We start from the raw sequence: 17,752 nt of genomic DNA, 5'->3' as shown, positions 1-17,752 counted from the left end.
CCTTCATAAGTAGCAGCTCCTTTCGTATTGTAGCGCTCTGTCTATTGGCGTACTTGCCCTTAGTGTAGCCAGAGTAACCTACGAAGTTACGAATAGGGGCTGTCCTCGTTCATAATAACTTATGAAACCCTTCATCGAAATTTCTACGTTTGAAGCGCTCCCGCCATTTATTCCGAAGCGGACAGTCAATCCCCCAGCAGGGCGTAGGCCGAAGCGTAGACTGGAAATGCGCTTCTCCCCCACTACGGTTTCTGAATAAAAAAAAGCCCCCGAAAAATTCGAGGGCACTTGCATTTATATCAATCCAAGACGTTGGAAAATCGTATCCACATGCTTCAGGTGGTAACGATAGTCAAAGCACTCATCCAGCTCTTCCTTGGACAGTGTGGAGCTGACAGTCGCATCCTCATCGACAATCGCACGGAAGGAGCGTTGCTCTTCCCACGCCTGCATCGCACGAGGCTGTACCGTGTCATAGGCTTGCTCGCGGCTCATGCCTTTTTCAATCAGCTTGAGCATCACTTGCTGCGAGTAGATCAATCCAAAGGTACGGTCCATATTGCGCTTCATGTTCTCTGGGAACACCGTCAAGTTTTTCACGATGTTCATGAAACGGCGCAGCATGTAGTTCAATGCTTGCGTCGCATCTGGCAAAATCACGCGCTCCGCAGAGGAGTGGGAAATATCCCGCTCATGCCAGAGGGAAACATTTTCATAGGAAGTGAGCATGTGACCACGGATGACACGAGCCAGTCCGCAAATATTTTCGCTTCCGATTGGGTTGCGCTTGTGTGGCATTGCAGAAGAACCTTTTTGACCTTTGGCAAATGCTTCTTCCACCTCGCGCATTTCGCTCTTTTGCAGACCGCGAATTTCTGTTGCGAATTTCTCCAAAGAAGTTGCGATTAGTGCCAATGTCGCCATGTACTCGGCGTGGCGATCACGCTGCAAGGTTTGGGTAGAGATAGGTGCTGCAGACAGCCCCAGCTTCTCGCACACATACGCTTCCACGAACGGATCGATGTTTGCGTATGTTCCAACTGCGCCAGAGATTTTGCCGTACGCCACTTCTTTTTTCGCAGCCTGAAAACGCGCCAGGTTGCGCTTCATTTCTTCATGCCACAGGGCCAGCTTCAAGCCAAAAGTCGTAGGCTCCGCATGCACACCATGCGTTCTGCCCATGCAAACCGTATCCTTGTGCTCACGAGCTTTGTCAGCCAAAATCTCGATGAAGTCTTCGATATCCTTCTCCAAAATCTCATTAGCCTGACGCAGCAGGTATGACAGCGCAGTATCCACCACATCGGTAGAAGTCAGTCCGTAATGCACCCACTTCTTTTCTTCGCCCAAGGTTTCCGATACCGCACGGGTAAACGCCACTACATCATGGCGTGTCTCCTCTTCGATCTCATAGATTCTGTTAATGTCAAAAGTAGCTTTATCCCACAGCTTTTTCACGTCTTCCTCAGGAATGACGCCCAGCTTGGACCATGCTTCACACGCGAGAATTTCTACTTCCAGCCACGCTTTGAATTTGTTTTCTTCCGTCCAAATGGCGCGCATTTCCGGTCGGGAATAACGTTCGATCATGATAATACCTCCGATGTATTCGTCCAGATTTTCAGCTCATCAATCAGGGTGAGCGCTTCTTCTACAGTAGGGGCGAGCACATTGATATGCCCCATTTTTCGCTTGGCCTTACTCTCTGCTTTTCCGTACAAATGGAGCTTGGCTGTGCGCGGTAGCTTGTCGATCTGATCGATGACAGGCTGTAGATGCTCTCCCAAAATATTAACCATCACGACGCTCGAGAGCAACTCTGTAGATCCCAAAGGCAAATTGCAAACCGCCCGAACATGCTGCTCAAACTGCGAGGTCACACAAGCATCCATGGTAAAATGCCCGGAGTTGTGCGGTCGCGGCGCCAATTCATTGACATACAGCTGACCATCTTCAGTCAAAAACAGCTCAACTGCAATGAGCCCGACCACATCCAGCTTTTCTACAATCGTGCGAGCAATTTCTTCCGCGCGAGCGGCTACTTCAGCCGAAATACGAGCTGGAACAATGCTCAGGTGCAGGATGTTTTCCTGATGAATATTTTCTGACACAGGAAAAACAGCCAGTTCTCCCGCAGGATTGCGTGCAGCAATCACAGACAGCTCCATTTGGAATGGTACAAATTGTTCCACGATCAGCTCTGTACCTGCTTTGGACAACGTTTCATACGCCTCCGCCAGCTCTGCCTCACTTCTCAATACCCATTGTCCTTTTCCGTCATAGCCACCAGTTGCTGTCTTCATGACAGCAGGCAGCCCCAATTCACGCACGGCGTTCTGCAAATCTCCCAAGCTATTCACGACACAAAACGGAGCAACCGGGATTCCGATCTCGCGAATAGCGGTCTTTTCCCGAATTCGGTTTTGGGTGATACGCAAAAGTCGGCTTCCCTGCGGTACATAAGCGCGGCTCTCCAACACTTCAGCCACCTGCGCATCGACATTTTCAAATTCATAAGAGATGACATCACTGACCGAGGCAAGCTGCATCGCTGCTTCTACGTCATCGTAGCTGGCGACAATTTGCCGATCAGCTGTTTGGCCACATGGTGCGTCTGCTGTCGGGTCCATTGTGACAAAGCGGTAGCCCATAGCTCGTCCCGCAAGAGCAATCATCCGTCCAAGCTGTCCTCCGCCGAGTATTCCTAAGGTCGATCCTGGTTTGATTTGCTTACGGTCTTTGGTTGTCATTCGAGTTCACTAGCCTCCAGCACCTTATTGCGTACATCATCACGTCTTTGCACGAACCGCTCTTGTACGTCTGGATATTTGATCCCCAAAATTTGCGCAGCCAATAACCCTGCGTTGATGGCTCCAGCTTTTCCGATCGCAACCGTTGCCACAGGCACGCCCCCTGGCATTTGCACAATCGACAATAGCGAGTCGAGACCATTCAAGTTGGATGATTTTACCGGCACACCAATGACAGGCAACTCTGTCTTGGCAGCCACCATTCCTGGCAAATGAGCTGCCCCGCCCGCACCCGCAATAATGACTTCCAAGCCGCGACTTTTAGCAGTCTCGGCATACGTAAACATCAAGTCTGGCGTTCTGTGTGCAGACACGACCTTCTTTTCATACGGTACCTGCAATTCGTCTAAAATTACGCAAGCTTCCTTCATTGTTTCCCAGTCTGACGTACTGCCCATAATGACTCCTACCAAAGGCTGTAGCATGAACCATTCGCCCCCTACGTTTTGTAACATCAGAAGAAAACCCAACCGACTAACGGCTTTTCGCACCGCTCTCATCGCCTGGGCTATTCGAACTCGTTTTCACTCAACGTATTCAGTGTAGCAGGGAGAAAGTTTGCCTGTCAACCTCGTTTCCGAACATTTAAAAATGATCGGTTAAAAATTATTCGTGTTTGCCTTTTTCTACCCAATTGTTTGCCGCTTCGGCTTTCTCTAGCTGGACCTGAAGCCAATAATCCAAATAGGGACTGGCATCCCCCCCGGCAGCTTCAGTCAATAGCGCTGTGATTTGCTCCCCATTCGCCTGCTTGTATTGATGATCCCGTACATATTGACGCAACATCTGATGCAGTCGTTCGACTCCCCATTTTTCCTTCAAGTTCCACCACATGGCACCCGCTCGTCCGTAGACGAGGTCATTGTAGCTCCTCCAGTCTGGAAAAGCATCCACGGACGACTTTGCAGTGACTCCTTGGTTCGCATATCCTTCCGCTGCACGTGCTTGGCCTTGCCGCATCTGAATATACGCCTGTGAGCGTAGAGGGGACTTTTGCTGCAAAAATGCCATCGTCGCATAATCCGTCAGTCCCTCATCCAGCCAAGCCTCTCGCACCTCGTCGTTTCCAACCAACCCGTAAAACCATTGATGTGCCGTTTCATGCGCTACGACCGCTTCCCCCATGGCATCGCTACGGTCAAAATACTCCTGGGCAATAAAGACAAGGCTCGGGTATTCCATTCCCCCAAAGAAGCCGCCTGTCTTGACAACATCGTATTCCTTATATGGATACACCCCGAACTGTTTTCCGTAATAGTCGAGGGACTCTCTGGCAGTCTCATGTATTCGTTTTACGTTTTGCGGGTCATCACTTTTCTGCACCCATGTACGTACGATAGTTTCTCCGACCTTGCCAGATATGGGTTGGTACGTATCGTCCATGACGACAAGGGCAAAATCCCGAACGTTCCATGCGTCCACCTCATAGATCTTTTGCCGTTGCGGTCTCGTCTCGGTGATGACAGCCACGCTCTCCAATCCACTCGTAGCAAGCTGGTACCCCTCTGATAACTGCACACGCAAATGATAATTTGCCACATCCGAGTAAAAAGGATCGCCAATCGCGGAATAAGGATCAAGCCGCCAGCCTCCTGCATCCTTGACCGCCAGAATCGGCAGCCAGTTCCCCAGCCACATCGCATGATCATGGTAAGACATTCGCCCGTTGTTATAAGGAACCTCGAGCTGAAAATTCATCTCTACCACCGTCTCGACAGACGATGTTCTTCCAGGGAGAGGCACTTGTAAAAGCGCATTCGCCTTTCCCGCATACTGTACGCCAACACTTTTTCCGTTTACCCGTACAGCGCTTATCTTGATACCACCAGGCTCACGCTGTTTGCCCAGCAAAAACTCCCAGTTCTCTCCACTGAGAGCGGCATTCGCTGAAAAAGCATTGGGGTATAAATGAAAAAAAGCTTGGTCATCTGTTGGGACAAAACGAGCCGTCAGCATGCCTTTCACCACGTGGTTGTTCATATCGATCTGAACATCGGCCTTGTAAGTGATTGCAGCCTGCCTGTGAACAATCGGCACAATCTCGTGAGCATCTAAGCCAGCCTGCCCTGTCCAAGGCCGGACGGTCAAGAATACAGTCAAAACGACTCCTACTGCCAAGATGACCACCCAATGCTTCCGCCACATCGTGCTCCCCTGCCTTTGATTACTTCTTCTGGTGCTTGAGACGTTGGCGCTCCAGCCAAGCTGCTGCCTGTTCCTGCTGGGACATGTCTACTTTCAGCCAATAATCCAAGAAAGCGCCCGCATCTTCTCCCGCCATCTCAGATAGAAATGCTTCCCATTCCTTTCCGGTCACCACCTGATAACGGTACTTCTCGACGTACTGCTTCAACACGTCATGTACCCTTTCTTCTCCCCAGGCTCCCTGCAACAGCCACAGCATCGAGGACGGACGGGAATAAACGAGATCGCTATAACTCTGATTATCAGGAAATGCAGACAGCTCTTGCCAAGGGCGCAGTTCCTCTGCCACGTAATACTGAACAGAGGTGCCCTGCTCCAGCCGTCTGCGCACCCGTTCCGCTCCCACCAGCGGGTCTTGCTGAGATAAATACGAGAGCGTCACGTACTCCGTGAATCCCTCATCCAGCCATGCTTCCTTTACCTGATTATTTCCGAGCAAGCCGTAAAACCACTGGTGTGCCGTCTCATGGACAACCGTGACGATACCTGTTTCTTCACCAGAAAGGAAATGACGCCCGTCCAGAAAAACCAATGCCGGATACTCCATCCCGTTAATCGCTCCACCAGTCCTTACCACATCGAATTCGGTATATGGATAGGCACCCAATTGATGATGAAAATAGGCGAGAGACTTCGCTGCTGCTTCATGAATCTGTTCAGCAGATGCCGGATCATCTGTTTTCCGCCACCATGTTCGGACGAGAGTTTCGCCCACTTTCGTTTCCGTTCGCTGATAAGAGGCATCCATAACAACGAGGGCAAAATCCCTCACGTTTTCTGCACCGAGCTGTATCGTCTTTTCTCCCTCACCAGCAGAAACCTGTTTCGCAGCCTTGTCTGGCGCTGTGCTCGCCAGTTGATAGTCTTTTGGCAGCGTCACGTTTACCTCATAATCTGCGTTCTCACTGTAGAATGGATCACCGACAGGCTCGTATGAATCGAGATGCCAGCCTTCCTTGTCGTACACCGCAAGAACCGGGAGCCAGTTCCCCAGCCAGATTGATTGGTCATCGTACGACATCCTGCCGTCGTTTCGCGGAAGAGTCATCTCGAACTCCATCTCAATCTTTCGTAGGCCCGCCTGTCCTTCTAGCGGTACTTCGAGTATGTTCAGGTCTTTCGTCTTGTTGCCGACAACCGCGACACCATCGACCATTAGCTTTTTATTAGTGTATGTTCCAAGCGTTGGGCCATTGCCTAAAAGTTCCTCCCATAGCATGCCTTGATGCTCTTCTGTAAATACATTCGGGTAAAGATGGAGATAGGCACGAGAAGGGTCTTTTGGCCAAAAGGTAATCGTTACGGTTCCTGCCACTTCTTTCTTGATTGGATCAATTCGCACATCAGCCTGATAGAGCGGTTTACGCGTAAGCGCAGTACCCTCCTCAGCATTTACAGGCAACATCCACGTCAAAAACAATAAGCTACCACCGACCATTGAGACCCATTTCTTCACGCCATCTCCCCCTTTTCTCTACTGTACAAAAAATGGAAGAGAAAGACTATCTTTCCTCTTTACCCTGACAGCTTGTCGGACAGCCACTTTTCAACCAACTCCAAAGGAACCGGCTGTTCCGTTCCCTCTCGCATATCTCGGACGACGACCTGCCCGCTGTTCACTTCGTTTTCCCCGTAGATCAGTGCAAAAGCAAAGCCTTCCTTGTTTGCATAATCAAGTGCTTTTTTCAGCCGTCTACCTGTCAGCTCCAGCTCGACTCTAATATCGCTCTCGCGCAATCGATTGGCCAGACCAAGACTGGATGCTTCTGTCCCGAGGGGAATGACGAGCACATCGGCAGCTTTTTGTTCTTCCGTGTTGCGATTTGCCAGCGCTGCAAGAATGACATCCAATCCAAACGAAATCCCTACAGCGGGATACTCTCTTCCATCGTCCAAAAGCCGACCAATGATCTGATCGTAACGTCCCCCACTGCCGATACTAGACGTTATACTTCCATCCTGCAAAAAGATCTCATACACAATTCCTGTGTAGATCCCCAAGCCTCTTGCCAGAAATGGCGAGAAACGAAGCTCCCCGTCCACACCCGCTCCTGTTACATAGGCAAGCATTTCACGGAGCTCCCGAATCCCTTCCTGAACTAGCGGGGATGTAAAGCGCTCTGTCAACAGATCCAGTGTAATCACCCCTTCTTGCAGGAAAGAGGTAATCGCCAAAACGAGTGACTCCTCGACGTTTCGTTCCCGCAAGTCATCACGCACTCCGTCCACGCCGATTTTCTCGAGCTTATCCAGCGACAGCATGACATCCCCGGCCCGCTCTACGGGAACTCCCAGCTCCTGAAGCACCCCAGATAACAACTTGCGGTTGTTGACCTCAATGTACACGTCGAGCCCCAACCGCTTGAATGCCTCAAACGCCATACTGAGCAATTCTGCTTCAGCCAGCACCGATGTTGTTCCCACGATATCGACATCGCATTGAATAAATTCGCGCAAACGTCCGGTTTTTACTGGACCGTCCCGAAATACTTTTCCGATCTCATACCGCTTGAACGGCATTCGCATCTCAGGATTCATCCCCACTACCTTCGTCAACGGGACGGTTAAGTCATAGCGCAGACCGAGCTCTCTATCTCCTTGGTCGCTCAAGCGATACACTTCCTTCAAGATCTCATCCCCTCCGCCGTACTTGGATGCCAGCAATTCATAGTGCTGCAGCATAGGCGTTTCCAATGGTTTGCAGCCGTATGCCTCGAATACAGCCTCAAGCGTCCTTCGTATCCGGTTTCGTTGCATTTGCTCCTGCGGCATGAAATCTTTTGTCCCTTTTACCGTTTTTAATGCTTCGTTTTCCATGAGGAACACCCTTTCTTTTATCAGATACAGAAAATCAAAAAAGCCATGCAAGGCAACTTCCTGCCCGCATGGCTTCCTAAATACACCACCGCAGGCACGAAGCACAAGAAGCGCTTGCACCTGCGGAAAAATTTCCGAAGATACAAACGCTCTACGTGTGGTGATGCTGTTGAAGGAACATGTTAAGACCTTTCATGGGAATCGGTCCATCCTTCCGTGAAAAAAGATTTTTCCTATCATAGCGTAAAAAAAGCTCCCCGTCCAGTAGACGAAGAGCTTGGTTTCCAAAAAATCCTATTCGCGCAACCAGATGAAATACGCCAGGAAGACGAAGAACAGCACATACATCGCCGGATGTACTTCGCGAGCCTTGCCTTTCATTACCTTCATCACCGGATAAACGATGAAGCCCGTCGCAATACCTGTTGCAATACTGTAAGTCAATGGCATCAACAAAATGGTCAGGAATGCTGGGAACGCTTCATCCAGGTCATCCCAAGCCACTTTTGCAATGTGAGAAGCCATCAGAACACCGACGATAATGAGCGCTGGTGCTGTAACCGCAGGTGTGACAATCGCAAGAATCGGTGAGAAGAACAACGCCAGCAGGAACATAATCCCTGTGACAACTGCGGTAAATCCGGAGCGTCCGCCTGCCGCTACCCCTGCTGTCGACTCAACATAAGCTGTAGTGGTAGATGTACCGAGAACCGCACCTGCCATACCTGCAATCGCATCGGAAGCGAGTGCTTTTCCTGGCCGCGGCAAGTTGCCGTCTTCGCGGAGCAATCCAGCTTGGTTCGCTACACCCAAGAGTGTACCCGTCGCATCGAAAAAGTCCACAAACAAGAAAGTCAAAACAACAATCAGCATATTCACGGTGAACAATGCGGATGGATCACCGAGATATTGAAACGCAGCACCGAATGTAGGAGCAAGGCTCGGTGGTGCAGAAACGACTTGCTCAGGCAGATTCACCAGTCCGAAAAACATCCCGGTAATCGCTGTAATCAACATTCCGATAAAGATACCTGCATTGACTTTGCGAGAAAGCAGGATGACCGTCACGATCAAACCAAACACAGCAAGCAATGCATTTTTCGCTGCCAAAATTGCTTCCGGCTTCATGCCCTCGTGATAGAAGGTCAGATGTCCCAGTGCTACGAAGGTGGCATCATTTGCAACAATAATACCCGCGTTTTTCAAACCTATAAACGCGATAAAAAGACCAATCCCTGCTGAAACTGCGTACTTCAAGCTTTGTGGAATCGCTTTGATGATCGCTTCACGAACCCCTGTCAGGGTCAGAATCAAAAAGATCGTACAAGAAAGGAATACGCCAGCCAAAGCCTGTTGCCAAGGAATTTGCATCGTCAGAACGACGGTATAAGTGAAAAATGCGTTCAAACCCATTCCCGGAGCTTGACCGATCGGCAAACGTCCGAGAATACCCATTAACAGTGTACCGAGAGCAGCAGCCAACGCCGTTGCGGTAAAGACTGCCCCAAATTCAGGGTAGTTTGCTTTCAAATCAGGCGGCAAATCCGCACCACTGAGAATGAATGGATTGACAGCCAAGATATAGGCCATTGCCAAAAAAGTAGTGATACCTGCGATGATTTCGCGACGGTAATTGGTGCCTAGCTTGTCAAACTCGAAATACTTCCGCACCTATAAGTCCCCCCATACTAATCTTGTTGCAAAAAACAGTCTATCTGTTTTTTGCCGACCGTAAACGAAAAACGTCGAGACGTTTTTCACAAAAAAAAGGCCCGGACGCTCTTATCATGCGCCTGACCGTCAAACAAAACACTCCGGGAATAATTCCAAATATAATAACAAAATCAGATCCCGATGACATTTTGTTCGTAGCCAGGTCGTTAACGGCGACCAAGTAGAAACTCTTGAGCCATATTCTCAAGAATATACGAACCTTCCTATATTACCTACTCACATTGAGAAGTGTATCAGGTGACATAGGGAATGTCAACGAAAATACGAACGTTCATTTTTATAAAGAGTTTAATATCCGGATATTTTCTAAGAAGGCCTGTGTTATAATTCATAACCAGATGGAGGTGATCCAAAATGAACTTTATGGATGCTTGGGAACAAATAATAGCGAAGCAGGAACAAGAACGTGACCGGCTTCGAGTCAATCAAATCACAGTACGGGTCGACGATAAGAAAAAGAGCAAGCACAACGTTCATCCAAGGGAAAAGGTCATCGAATATGGCTTTGTAGAACGTGATTTGTATGATGAGAATTTATTTGGGAGGTTTGAACTCTATTTCGCCGATCGCGACACTCTTCTCCAACAAAATCGGTTTGGAGATGAAATTGCTTTTGGTGAGCTTGCAGATGAACATGCAGTTGCAACGGCAATCTTCTCCTATTTAGCGGAGCACTATTCTCAGTTTTTGGAGGAAACTCCCTTCGCTATTAGCTACAACCCTATTGCAGAAGCGTGGATAATCGAAGGAACGCTTCCTCCGGGATGGCTAGGCGGGGTCATTTATATTGCTCTTGCAAAAGAAAATGGAGAGCTTCTCATGATGTATGGAACGAGGTAATTCTGGGTCATAAAAAAAACTCCCTTTTATTCGCAAATCACGCAAATAAAAGAGAGTCATTTTTGCTCCTATTCCCACTCAATGGTTGCTGGTGGTTTGGACGTTATATCATACACAATGCGGTTTACATTGTCTACTTCATTCACGATACGCACAGAGATTTTCTCCAAAACATCCCACGGAATGCGCGCCCAGTCAGCGGTCATACCATCGATGGACGTTACCGCACGAATCCCTACTGTGTAAGAATACGTACGAACATCTCCCATTACCCCTACAGTCGTCATGTTTGGCAAAGCCGTGAAGTACTGCCAGATTTCCCGCTCGAGACCTGCCTTGGCAATCTCCTCACGCAAGATCGCATCGGATTCACGAACGATCTTCAGTTTTTCTTCCGTCACTTCACCCAAAACGCGAATGCCGAGGCCTGGTCCTGGGAATGGCTGACGCCAAACAATCTCATCTGGCAAGCCCAGCTCAGTACCCAGTTTGCGTACTTCGTCTTTGAACAATGTTTTCAATGGTTCAATCAACGTGAACTTCATGTCTTCTGGCAAACCGCCTACGTTATGGTGCGATTTGATCGTTTGGGCAGTGGCTGTCCCGCTCTCCACGATATCGGTGTACAGCGTGCCTTGTGCCAAGAAGTCCATATCTGTCAGCTTCGCTGCTTCTTCATCGAATACATAAATAAACTCGTTACCAATGATTTTGCGTTTTTGCTCTGGGTCAGATACACCTTTGAGCTTGCTCATGAAACGCTCGCGAGCATCGATCTTGATCACTTTCATGGAGAATTTCTCAGCGAATGTCTCCATTACCCCTTCTGCTTCCCCTTGGCGCAGAAGACCGTGGTCAACGAACATGCACGTCAATTGATCGCCAATCGCTTTGTGAATCAGCGCTGCTACTACGGAAGAATCCACACCGCCGCTCAACGCACACAGTACTTGCTTGTTGCCGACTGTTTCACGAATGCGAACCAGCTCGTCCTCGATGAACGTCGTCATGCTCCAAGTCGCTTCACATCCACAAATGTTGAACAGGAAGTTTCCAATGAACTCAGTACCTTTTTGGGTATGAACTACTTCTGGATGGAACTGTACGCCGTACAGCTGGCGCTCAAGGTTGCTGATCGCAGCTACCGGGCAGCTGTCGCTTACCGCATCAATGACAAATCCGGTTGGGAGCTCCACTACTTTGTCAGAGTGGCTCATCCACACGATTTCGCTTGTATCCCATTTGTCGTACAAGCTGTGTTTTTGCTGCATACGCAATTCAGCTTTTCCGTACTCGCGTTTACCCGCACGTTCTACTTTTCCGCCCGTCAAATGGCTCATCAACTGCATCCCGTAGCAAATACCCAATACAGGCAAGCCCAGATCAAAAATCGCCGGGTCTACAGTTGGTGCTCCCTCTTCGTATACGCTAGCAGGTCCGCCAGAGAAAATAACCCCTTTTGGATTCATCTCTTTAATCTTTTCAACAGGTGTATTGAACGGTATCAGTTCACTGTAAACACCCAGATCGCGGACACGGCGCGCGATCAACTGATTATACTGGCCTCCGAAATCGAGTACGACGACCATTTCCATTGACTTGTCCATCATATCCCCCTTCTCCTGTAACATACAGGACGTGCAAGTGTCGGCATGCCATGCGAAGTTGTCGCATATTTGCAAAAAAGCCGGGACTGCTATCTCCGATAAACAATACGGAGGCAACGTCCCAGCTTGTGTACACATGTGCGGTTTGCATGTACAAAAATCCGATGTGCTCTCCTCGTAGTCGCCAAATTTACGGTCTAGCGGTAGAAACTTTCAGGCCCTATTCCTGATCATTATACGAGTCTCATTGATCGTCATTCTAGCAGATGGAACGGCATTGTTCAAGGCTTCAATTGACGGATTAACCGTTCGAGTATTTGCTCTGCTATTGTTCTCGCATTTTGTTCCATTTGTTTGTAGCCATACACGGTACGTTCATACAGCTCCGTCAAATAGCGCAGGTCTTGTCGCTTGTCTGCCGGTAGGGTCATCCTGCCCACGTACTCCCGCAACGTTTCTCCTGGCTGTCTGCGCGTGTAGACTCGCTCCATCATCCGCATCAGCAGATGGTACCGATCCGGGAACTCACTGCTTCGCTCTTGATTTAGCTGCCTACGCATCCACCATAGCTGGATGTCTTGTCTGCGACGCCACGCGACAATTCCGGCCACGACAGCAACTACTGCCAATCCCGCGTTTACTTGCCATGGAATTTTAATCCCACTACCTGCTAGGTTGTCTCCCTCTTCCAGCTCATTGAAACGTCCATTTCCACGATCGATGTCTGTTTGATTCGCCATGTTTGGCAATGGAACAGGGATCTCCGGCTTTGACGTGACCAGATCATAATTAAACCGAACAGGTGACATGAATGTACTCGTCGCTTCAAAAGGAACCCAACCAATCCCCGGGAAGTATACCTCTACCCACGAGTGAGCATCCCTATTGCGCACTTCTACAGTCTCGTAGTTAAACGCATCTGTTCCCACTCGTTCACCTGGTGCGAAGCCCTTGACCCAACGTGTCGGGATGTCCAGGGTTCTAAGCATAACGGCCATCGAAGTGGAAAAATGGTCACAGTACCCTCGAAGGCTGTCAAACAGGAAGTGATCGACAAAATCCTGACCTTCAGCAGCGACTGGAACGTCTTTCGTTTCATACTTATATTTTCCACTTGAGCGCAAGTAATTCTCGATCGCTCTCACTTTGTCATAAGGAGTCTTCGCATCCTTGGTAATCGTTGCAGCGAGCTCTCTTACTCGCGGAGGCACCGAAGCTGGCACCTGCAAATAGCGCTCTTTGATATCATCCGGATAGTTCGTTCCCGCATTCGTCACGGCCTTTTCACTGACTATCGGTACTTCTGCCTCGACCTTGTATTGATTCAGTTTGAGCAAAAGCGGATTGGGGCCGTACTCTGGCCGACCGTTTTTCTCACTCAGCTGAACCAAGTTGATCTTTCCTGCCCGTACTTCGAGTTGCTGATTCATTTTGTCATAAACAACGGTTGCCTCTGGTGGAGCGTAGTTGCTCACCTTTTTCAGCTGACCTTGATAAAAGACAGTCGGAAATTGCTGCGGGCCTTTAAATTCTAAAGTAGCTTGAACCTTCTTCGTTTCAAGTCCTTGGAACAAGGTATTCTCCCATGTATAGGTTTGCGGGTCCAGGATTGACTCATACTCTCTATCGCCTTTTTCCCAGCCAACTCCCGTATACACGTCCTTGGAGTCACCACGCCAATAGCTACGCTCGTTCGTCTTTGCAATAAACACGAGTGTGTTATCTTGCAGGAAAGGACCGCCCAACCGTTCATCGTTGTTGTCGTATCCTACTTTTTTCATCACGCCAACAGGAGTATCGTTTCCTTTCCCTGTTAAAAGGGCGATCGGATCAGGCCATGACGGTCCTGACTTCGGTGCAGCATAACCGATGCCTATGCAAGCCATAATGACCAACACCGAAGCCAGGAGCGAGTTGAGCATCATTCGGCTTCTTTTCCCTGCCAGAGTTGCGATGTTCGTCATCTTCATCAGATGGCTAATGGCCAGCATCAGGAAACCAATAATCAGCGTCCGTACAACCCCTGCACTGGCATCATACGGGAGAAACGTATCCAGCACAGCCAAATACAGTTCCGTCAAAAAGACAAACCATAACCCTTGCCGTTGTTCCAGCACGAGGTACGTTAACATCGTCGCTAACAACACCAGGATGAGATCAAACATCGTATTCCGCGACAAGATCGACATGCTGGCCCAATCCTGTTGAAACGCTAACGGAAGATCATGGATCATCTGCCCGTATAATTCGCCAATCCATTCCGAGTCAAAAAACGGTTTGTCAAATAAAGTAGCATGCAAAAGCACCATTAGCCCCAGGGCCTTGATCGGCAAGGTTAACCACCGATAAGGGACCAACAAGTCAATGATAATGACTCCACCCACAATCGCATAAAACGGCCACAGAACGCTCGTATCCGTTAATGTCTGTAGAGGAATCAGCCACTCTCTTAACATCAGGAACAGAAAAAGGGCCAAGACCCATTCCCAAATCGTTGGACGCTTCCAAACGCTCATGAGTCTATGCACCTCCAATCCGTTTCCACTCTTGATCATCCATGTGGATAGACGTACATGTTACTTTGTTTGCGCCAAGCAACTGCAACGCTTGCTTTTGTTCATGCGAAATCATTGACTCGTTCTGCATGAGAAACAACTGCACCCGTCTGCCTTTTTGAGCGAGTGCTATCAAACGACTGATCAACGTTTTTTCTACATGCGGTGTAATAATAATCAAAGTAACACCTTGGGACTGCTCCAATGCTTCTCTTCCCACAATTCTTGCAAATAACTCTTGTCCTTCTGGTGCGACACGAGCTAACTGATCAAAAACTCTGAGGAAATGGGCATGGGACAAACCTGGTGGTATCGATATGCGATCTGCTTGCTTGTACACGAGGCCATAATGGTATTGATTCCGATTGGCATAAGCGATCAGACTCGCGGCTAGCTTTACCGCTGTTTCGAACAAGTGCACAGGCTTCCCATGGTAGCTCGCCTTCTCCACATCGAGGAAAAAGACAGCCTGATTCATCGCCTGATGCTCAAATTCCTTCGTTTTCAAACCCGTCCCCCGTGCGGAAGCTCGCCAATGAATTTGGCTCAACCGATCGCCCCGATGATAGTCTCTTACGCCGCGTACTGCTGCTACGTCGTCAGAGTGTCGATGGGAAACATGCACCGTCCCACTGAAGCTACCGTCACCCAGGGCCCAATGGGTCAACTCTTTGTATTTTGGATAAACGAGAAACTCCTGCGAAATCGAATAAACCTTGCGGCGCTCAAAAAATCCAAAAAAATCCCCGCCGCTCACTACACATTCATCGAGACGATAGTATCCCCGTGGTACATTGGGTATGACATAGCGAAACTCGACTTCCCTTTTGAACCACGGGAATATCAGTTGTCGATGCGGCTCATACACGCCAGCCAGCCTCGCCGGCAATGGCTCCATAACCATATTCCAGCCGAGTGGAAACCAAATTCTCCGACGCAGGCGTATCGTTACAATGACATCCTCCCCATCTTGTAGACGGTTGCGATCTAGTTCACGCTCGACTTCTAGCTTCGTGAACATGAGTACATAAGCGACAATTTCATACAGGAGAAACACCAAACTACTATAGAAAAGAAACCAGCTTGAGAAGCCACCTTGAAATTTTGCGAATACAAAAGTGACCAGGACTAATGCAATCGCCTTGAGCTTACCCCACCTTTGCTGTCTCATCTGCAATCACCGCCTTAGCTTACCGGGACACGGGTCTCAGACAAGATCATAGCCAACACCCGATCTACGGTTGCTCCTTCCAGTCTTGCTTCTGGTTTCACAATCATACGGTGTGCAAACACTACTGGAACGAGTTCCTTTACGTCATCTGGAATGACATAGTCACGTCCACGAACGAAGGCCAACGCCTGAACAGCCCGGAAAAGAGCAAGAGAACCGCGCGGGCTCACGCCTAGATAAATATGATGATGCTCACGCGTACGATGACATAGACGCACGATGTATTCTTTTATACCTTCCGATACTTTGACCGTCGATACCTGACGTTGAAGCTCCGCAAGCTCGGCAGTAGTCATAACCGGCTGAAGCTCTTCCAATGGATTCGCTGCCGAGAATCTGGACAGCATCCGCATTTCTTCCTCTACCGTTGGATATCCCAAGCTTACTTGCATGAAGAATCGGTCTAATTGAGCTTCAGGTAATGGGAAGGTCCCTTCATACTCTAATGGGTTTTGCGTAGCCATCACAAAAAACGGCTCTGCTAATCGATACGTAGCACCATCGATTGTCACCGAGCGCTCTTCCATGGCTTCCAAGAGTGCGGATTGTGTTTTCGGCGAAGTCCGGTTGATTTCGTCTGCAAGAATGACATTTGCAAAAATCGGCCCTTGACGGAACTCAAACTCCAGACTTTTTTGATTAAAGATAGCAACCCCTGTCACATCCGTTGGCAACAAATCTGGGGTAAATTGAATACGTTTAAAGTCACCGCTGATTGATTTGGACAATGCACGTACCATCATGGTCTTCCCAACGCCTGGTACATCTTCGAGCAAAACGTGACCATTCGCAAGAACAGCCGCTACCATGAGCTCAATTACAGAGCGTTTCCCAATCAGTACTTTTTCTATATTATCGATTAAACTGGCTATTGCAGGATTTACTTGTTCCAATTTGATAGGGTTCATGTTGATACAACTCCTGTTCCATGATATTCTTCCGCAGGTTTGTAACAGCTGTTCCTCCATGCTTTCAGTGTAATTCTAAAGTAATGGATGCAAATAGGAGATACAAGGGAAAAATGCTTAAAATTTGCAAAAATACACAAGTCATTATAAAAAAAAGAGTAGGATCTATTCCTACTCTTCGGTTTCATATGATATATGGCGTGCCCTGAGAGATTCGAACTCCCGACCTTTTGATTCGTAGTCAAACGCTCTATCCAGCTGAGCTAAGGGCACAAATAAATGGAGCGGACGAAGGGTCTCGAACCCTCGACCTTCGCCTTGGCAAGGCGACGCTCTACCAATTGAGCTACGTCCGCATGTTACATCTTATGAGGTTTGTACTGAGGGCAAAGCTTTCTGTCATAGTATGGTGCGGGTGAAGGGACTTGAACCCCCACGGTTGCCCGCCAGAACCTAAATCTGGTGCGTCTGCCATTCCGCCACACCCGCATTTTACTTAGAACAGAAAATGCATTACTGTTACTATCACGCAGCTTTGCTTCTTCAGCTAAAAAACTGGTGAGCCATGAAGGACTCGAACCTTCGACCCTCTGATTAAAAGTCAGATGCTCTACCAACTGAGCTAATGGCTCGCAAATGGCTGGGGTACTAGGATTTGAACCTAGGAATGACGGAGTCAAAGTCCGTTGCCTTACCGCTTGGCTATACCCCAATGGTGGTGCCGGCAATAGGACTTGAACCCACAACCCCCTGATTACAAGTCAGGTGCTCTACCAATTGAGCTATACCGGCGTTGTTGAATTTAATTAATGGTGGCTCGGGACGGAATCGAACCGCCGACACGAGGATTTTCAGTCCTCTGCTCTACCGACTGAGCTACCGAGCCATTTGTGATTGATCTTCGCCATTCTTTAAGAAAAATGGCGGAGCTGACGGGACTCGAACCCGCGACCTCCGGTGTGACAGACCGGCGTGAACTCCAACTTCACCACAGCTCCATATTTGGTTGCGGGAGCAGGATTTGAACCTGCGACCTTCGGGTTAT

Annotated in this window: 12 protein-coding genes, 8 tRNA genes and 2 riboswitches; of the genes, 1 reads left to right on the top strand and 19 read right to left on the bottom strand. The window is 48.9% G+C overall.

Annotation, left to right across the window (positions count from 1 at the left end; genetic code table 11):
• Positions 1–294: 294 nt before the first annotated feature.
• The 7 genes from purB to M3630_RS30205 form a co-directional block, all read right to left on the bottom strand.
• Entirely contained in the window at positions 295–1,590 is a 1,296-nt protein-coding gene (purB, locus tag M3630_RS30235; protein ID WP_173610737.1) for an adenylosuccinate lyase, read from the bottom strand.
• A complete protein-coding gene (purK, locus tag M3630_RS30230) occupies positions 1,587–2,750 on the bottom strand; it encodes a 5-(carboxyamino)imidazole ribonucleotide synthase (protein WP_251254636.1) in 1,164 nt (387 codons plus the stop codon). The genes purB and purK overlap by 4 nt, the downstream gene beginning before the upstream one ends.
• Positions 2,747–3,235, bottom strand: a complete 489-nt coding sequence (gene purE / locus M3630_RS30225; protein ID WP_219662984.1) for a 5-(carboxyamino)imidazole ribonucleotide mutase — start codon at positions 3,233–3,235, stop codon at positions 2,747–2,749. Before purE ends, purK begins: the two co-directional genes overlap by 4 nt.
• A 181-nt stretch (positions 3,236–3,416) precedes the next feature.
• Complete coding sequence (locus tag M3630_RS30220; RefSeq protein WP_251254635.1) at positions 3,417–4,955, bottom strand: M1 family metallopeptidase; 1,539 nt, start codon at positions 4,953–4,955, stop codon at positions 3,417–3,419.
• Between the two features lie 19 nt (positions 4,956–4,974).
• On the bottom strand, positions 4,975–6,471 hold the full coding sequence (locus M3630_RS30215) for a M1 family metallopeptidase (protein ID WP_251254634.1): 1,497 nt from the start codon (positions 6,469–6,471) through the stop codon (positions 4,975–4,977).
• Between the two features lie 59 nt (positions 6,472–6,530).
• The gene (locus M3630_RS30210) at positions 6,531–7,832 is read right to left on the bottom strand and encodes a histidine--tRNA ligase (protein WP_251254633.1); all 1,302 of its coding nucleotides are present in this window, start codon (positions 7,830–7,832) and stop codon (positions 6,531–6,533) included.
• A gap of 294 nt (positions 7,833–8,126) precedes the next feature.
• Positions 8,127–9,503, bottom strand: coding sequence for an NCS2 family permease (locus M3630_RS30205; RefSeq protein WP_221866750.1), 1,377 nt, complete (start codon positions 9,501–9,503; stop codon positions 8,127–8,129).
• Between the two features lie 178 nt (positions 9,504–9,681).
• Positions 9,682–9,783, bottom strand: a riboswitch (purine riboswitch).
• A gap of 137 nt (positions 9,784–9,920) precedes the next feature.
• Between M3630_RS30205 and M3630_RS30200 the strand changes: the two genes are divergently transcribed.
• Positions 9,921–10,406, top strand: coding sequence for an NTF2 fold immunity protein (locus tag M3630_RS30200; protein WP_251254632.1), 486 nt, complete (start codon positions 9,921–9,923; stop codon positions 10,404–10,406).
• Positions 10,407–10,474: 68 nt separating this feature from the next.
• Here M3630_RS30200 and guaA read toward each other — a convergent pair whose 3' ends face one another.
• The 12 genes from guaA to M3630_RS30140 all read right to left on the bottom strand — a co-directional run bounded on the left by guaA (position 10,475) and on the right by M3630_RS30140 (position 17,705).
• Positions 10,475–12,013 (bottom strand): glutamine-hydrolyzing GMP synthase, encoded by a 1,539-nt coding sequence (gene guaA, locus M3630_RS30195; RefSeq protein WP_251254637.1) that lies wholly within the window; start codon positions 12,011–12,013, stop codon positions 10,475–10,477.
• A gap of 158 nt (positions 12,014–12,171) precedes the next feature.
• A riboswitch (purine riboswitch) is annotated at positions 12,172–12,274 on the bottom strand.
• A 20-nt stretch (positions 12,275–12,294) separates the two neighbouring features.
• Positions 12,295–14,529 (bottom strand): transglutaminase TgpA family protein, encoded by a 2,235-nt coding sequence (locus M3630_RS30190; protein ID WP_251254631.1) that lies wholly within the window; start codon positions 14,527–14,529, stop codon positions 12,295–12,297.
• A gap of 4 nt (positions 14,530–14,533) precedes the next feature.
• Positions 14,534–15,739: a DUF58 domain-containing protein gene (locus tag M3630_RS30185; RefSeq protein ID WP_251254630.1), complete on the bottom strand. Its 1,206-nt coding sequence runs from the start codon at positions 15,737–15,739 to the stop codon at positions 14,534–14,536.
• Positions 15,740–15,753: 14 nt separating this feature from the next.
• Entirely contained in the window at positions 15,754–16,707 is a 954-nt protein-coding gene (locus M3630_RS30180; protein WP_251254629.1) for an AAA family ATPase, read from the bottom strand.
• Between the two features lie 196 nt (positions 16,708–16,903).
• Positions 16,904–16,980, bottom strand: a tRNA-Arg gene (locus tag M3630_RS30175).
• 7 nt (positions 16,981–16,987) lie between these two features.
• A tRNA-Gly gene (locus M3630_RS30170) sits at positions 16,988–17,063 on the bottom strand.
• A 51-nt stretch (positions 17,064–17,114) separates the two neighbouring features.
• Positions 17,115–17,196: transfer RNA gene (locus tag M3630_RS30165), tRNA-Leu, on the bottom strand.
• Positions 17,197–17,263: 67 nt separating this feature from the next.
• Positions 17,264–17,339: transfer RNA gene (locus M3630_RS30160), tRNA-Lys, on the bottom strand.
• Positions 17,340–17,344: 5 nt separating this feature from the next.
• Positions 17,345–17,419: transfer RNA gene (locus M3630_RS30155), tRNA-Gln, on the bottom strand.
• A gap of 4 nt (positions 17,420–17,423) precedes the next feature.
• Positions 17,424–17,499, bottom strand: a tRNA-Thr gene (locus M3630_RS30150).
• A gap of 18 nt (positions 17,500–17,517) precedes the next feature.
• Positions 17,518–17,593 (bottom strand) — tRNA-Phe (locus M3630_RS30145).
• A 35-nt stretch (positions 17,594–17,628) separates the two neighbouring features.
• Positions 17,629–17,705, bottom strand: a tRNA-Asp gene (locus M3630_RS30140).
• Positions 17,706–17,752 lie beyond the last annotated feature (47 nt).

The organism is Brevibacillus sp. MER 51 (assembly GCF_023714195.1).
In the GTDB taxonomy this organism is placed as follows: domain Bacteria; phylum Bacillota; class Bacilli; order Brevibacillales; family Brevibacillaceae; genus Brevibacillus.
This window is presented reverse-complemented; position numbering and strand designations above follow the sequence as displayed.

Coding starts and splice junctions, on each gene's coding strand:
- purB (WP_173610737.1), bottom strand. CDS start 1,590: ATGATCGAACGTTATTCCCGACCGGAAATGCGCGCCATTTGGACGGAA.
- purK (WP_251254636.1), bottom strand. CDS start 2,750: ATGACAACCAAAGACCGTAAGCAAATCAAACCAGGATCGACCTTAGGA.
- purE (WP_219662984.1), bottom strand. CDS start 3,235: ATGCTACAGCCTTTGGTAGGAGTCATTATGGGCAGTACGTCAGACTGG.
- M3630_RS30220 (WP_251254635.1), bottom strand. CDS start 4,955: ATGTGGCGGAAGCATTGGGTGGTCATCTTGGCAGTAGGAGTCGTTTTG.
- M3630_RS30210 (WP_251254633.1), bottom strand. CDS start 7,832: ATGGAAAACGAAGCATTAAAAACGGTAAAAGGGACAAAAGATTTCATG.
- M3630_RS30200 (WP_251254632.1), top strand. CDS start 9,921: ATGAACTTTATGGATGCTTGGGAACAAATAATAGCGAAGCAGGAACAA.
- guaA (WP_251254637.1), bottom strand. CDS start 12,013: ATGGACAAGTCAATGGAAATGGTCGTCGTACTCGATTTCGGAGGCCAG.
- M3630_RS30190 (WP_251254631.1), bottom strand. CDS start 14,529: ATGAGCGTTTGGAAGCGTCCAACGATTTGGGAATGGGTCTTGGCCCTT.
- M3630_RS30185 (WP_251254630.1), bottom strand. CDS start 15,739: ATGAGACAGCAAAGGTGGGGTAAGCTCAAGGCGATTGCATTAGTCCTG.
- M3630_RS30180 (WP_251254629.1), bottom strand. CDS start 16,707: ATGAACCCTATCAAATTGGAACAAGTAAATCCTGCAATAGCCAGTTTA.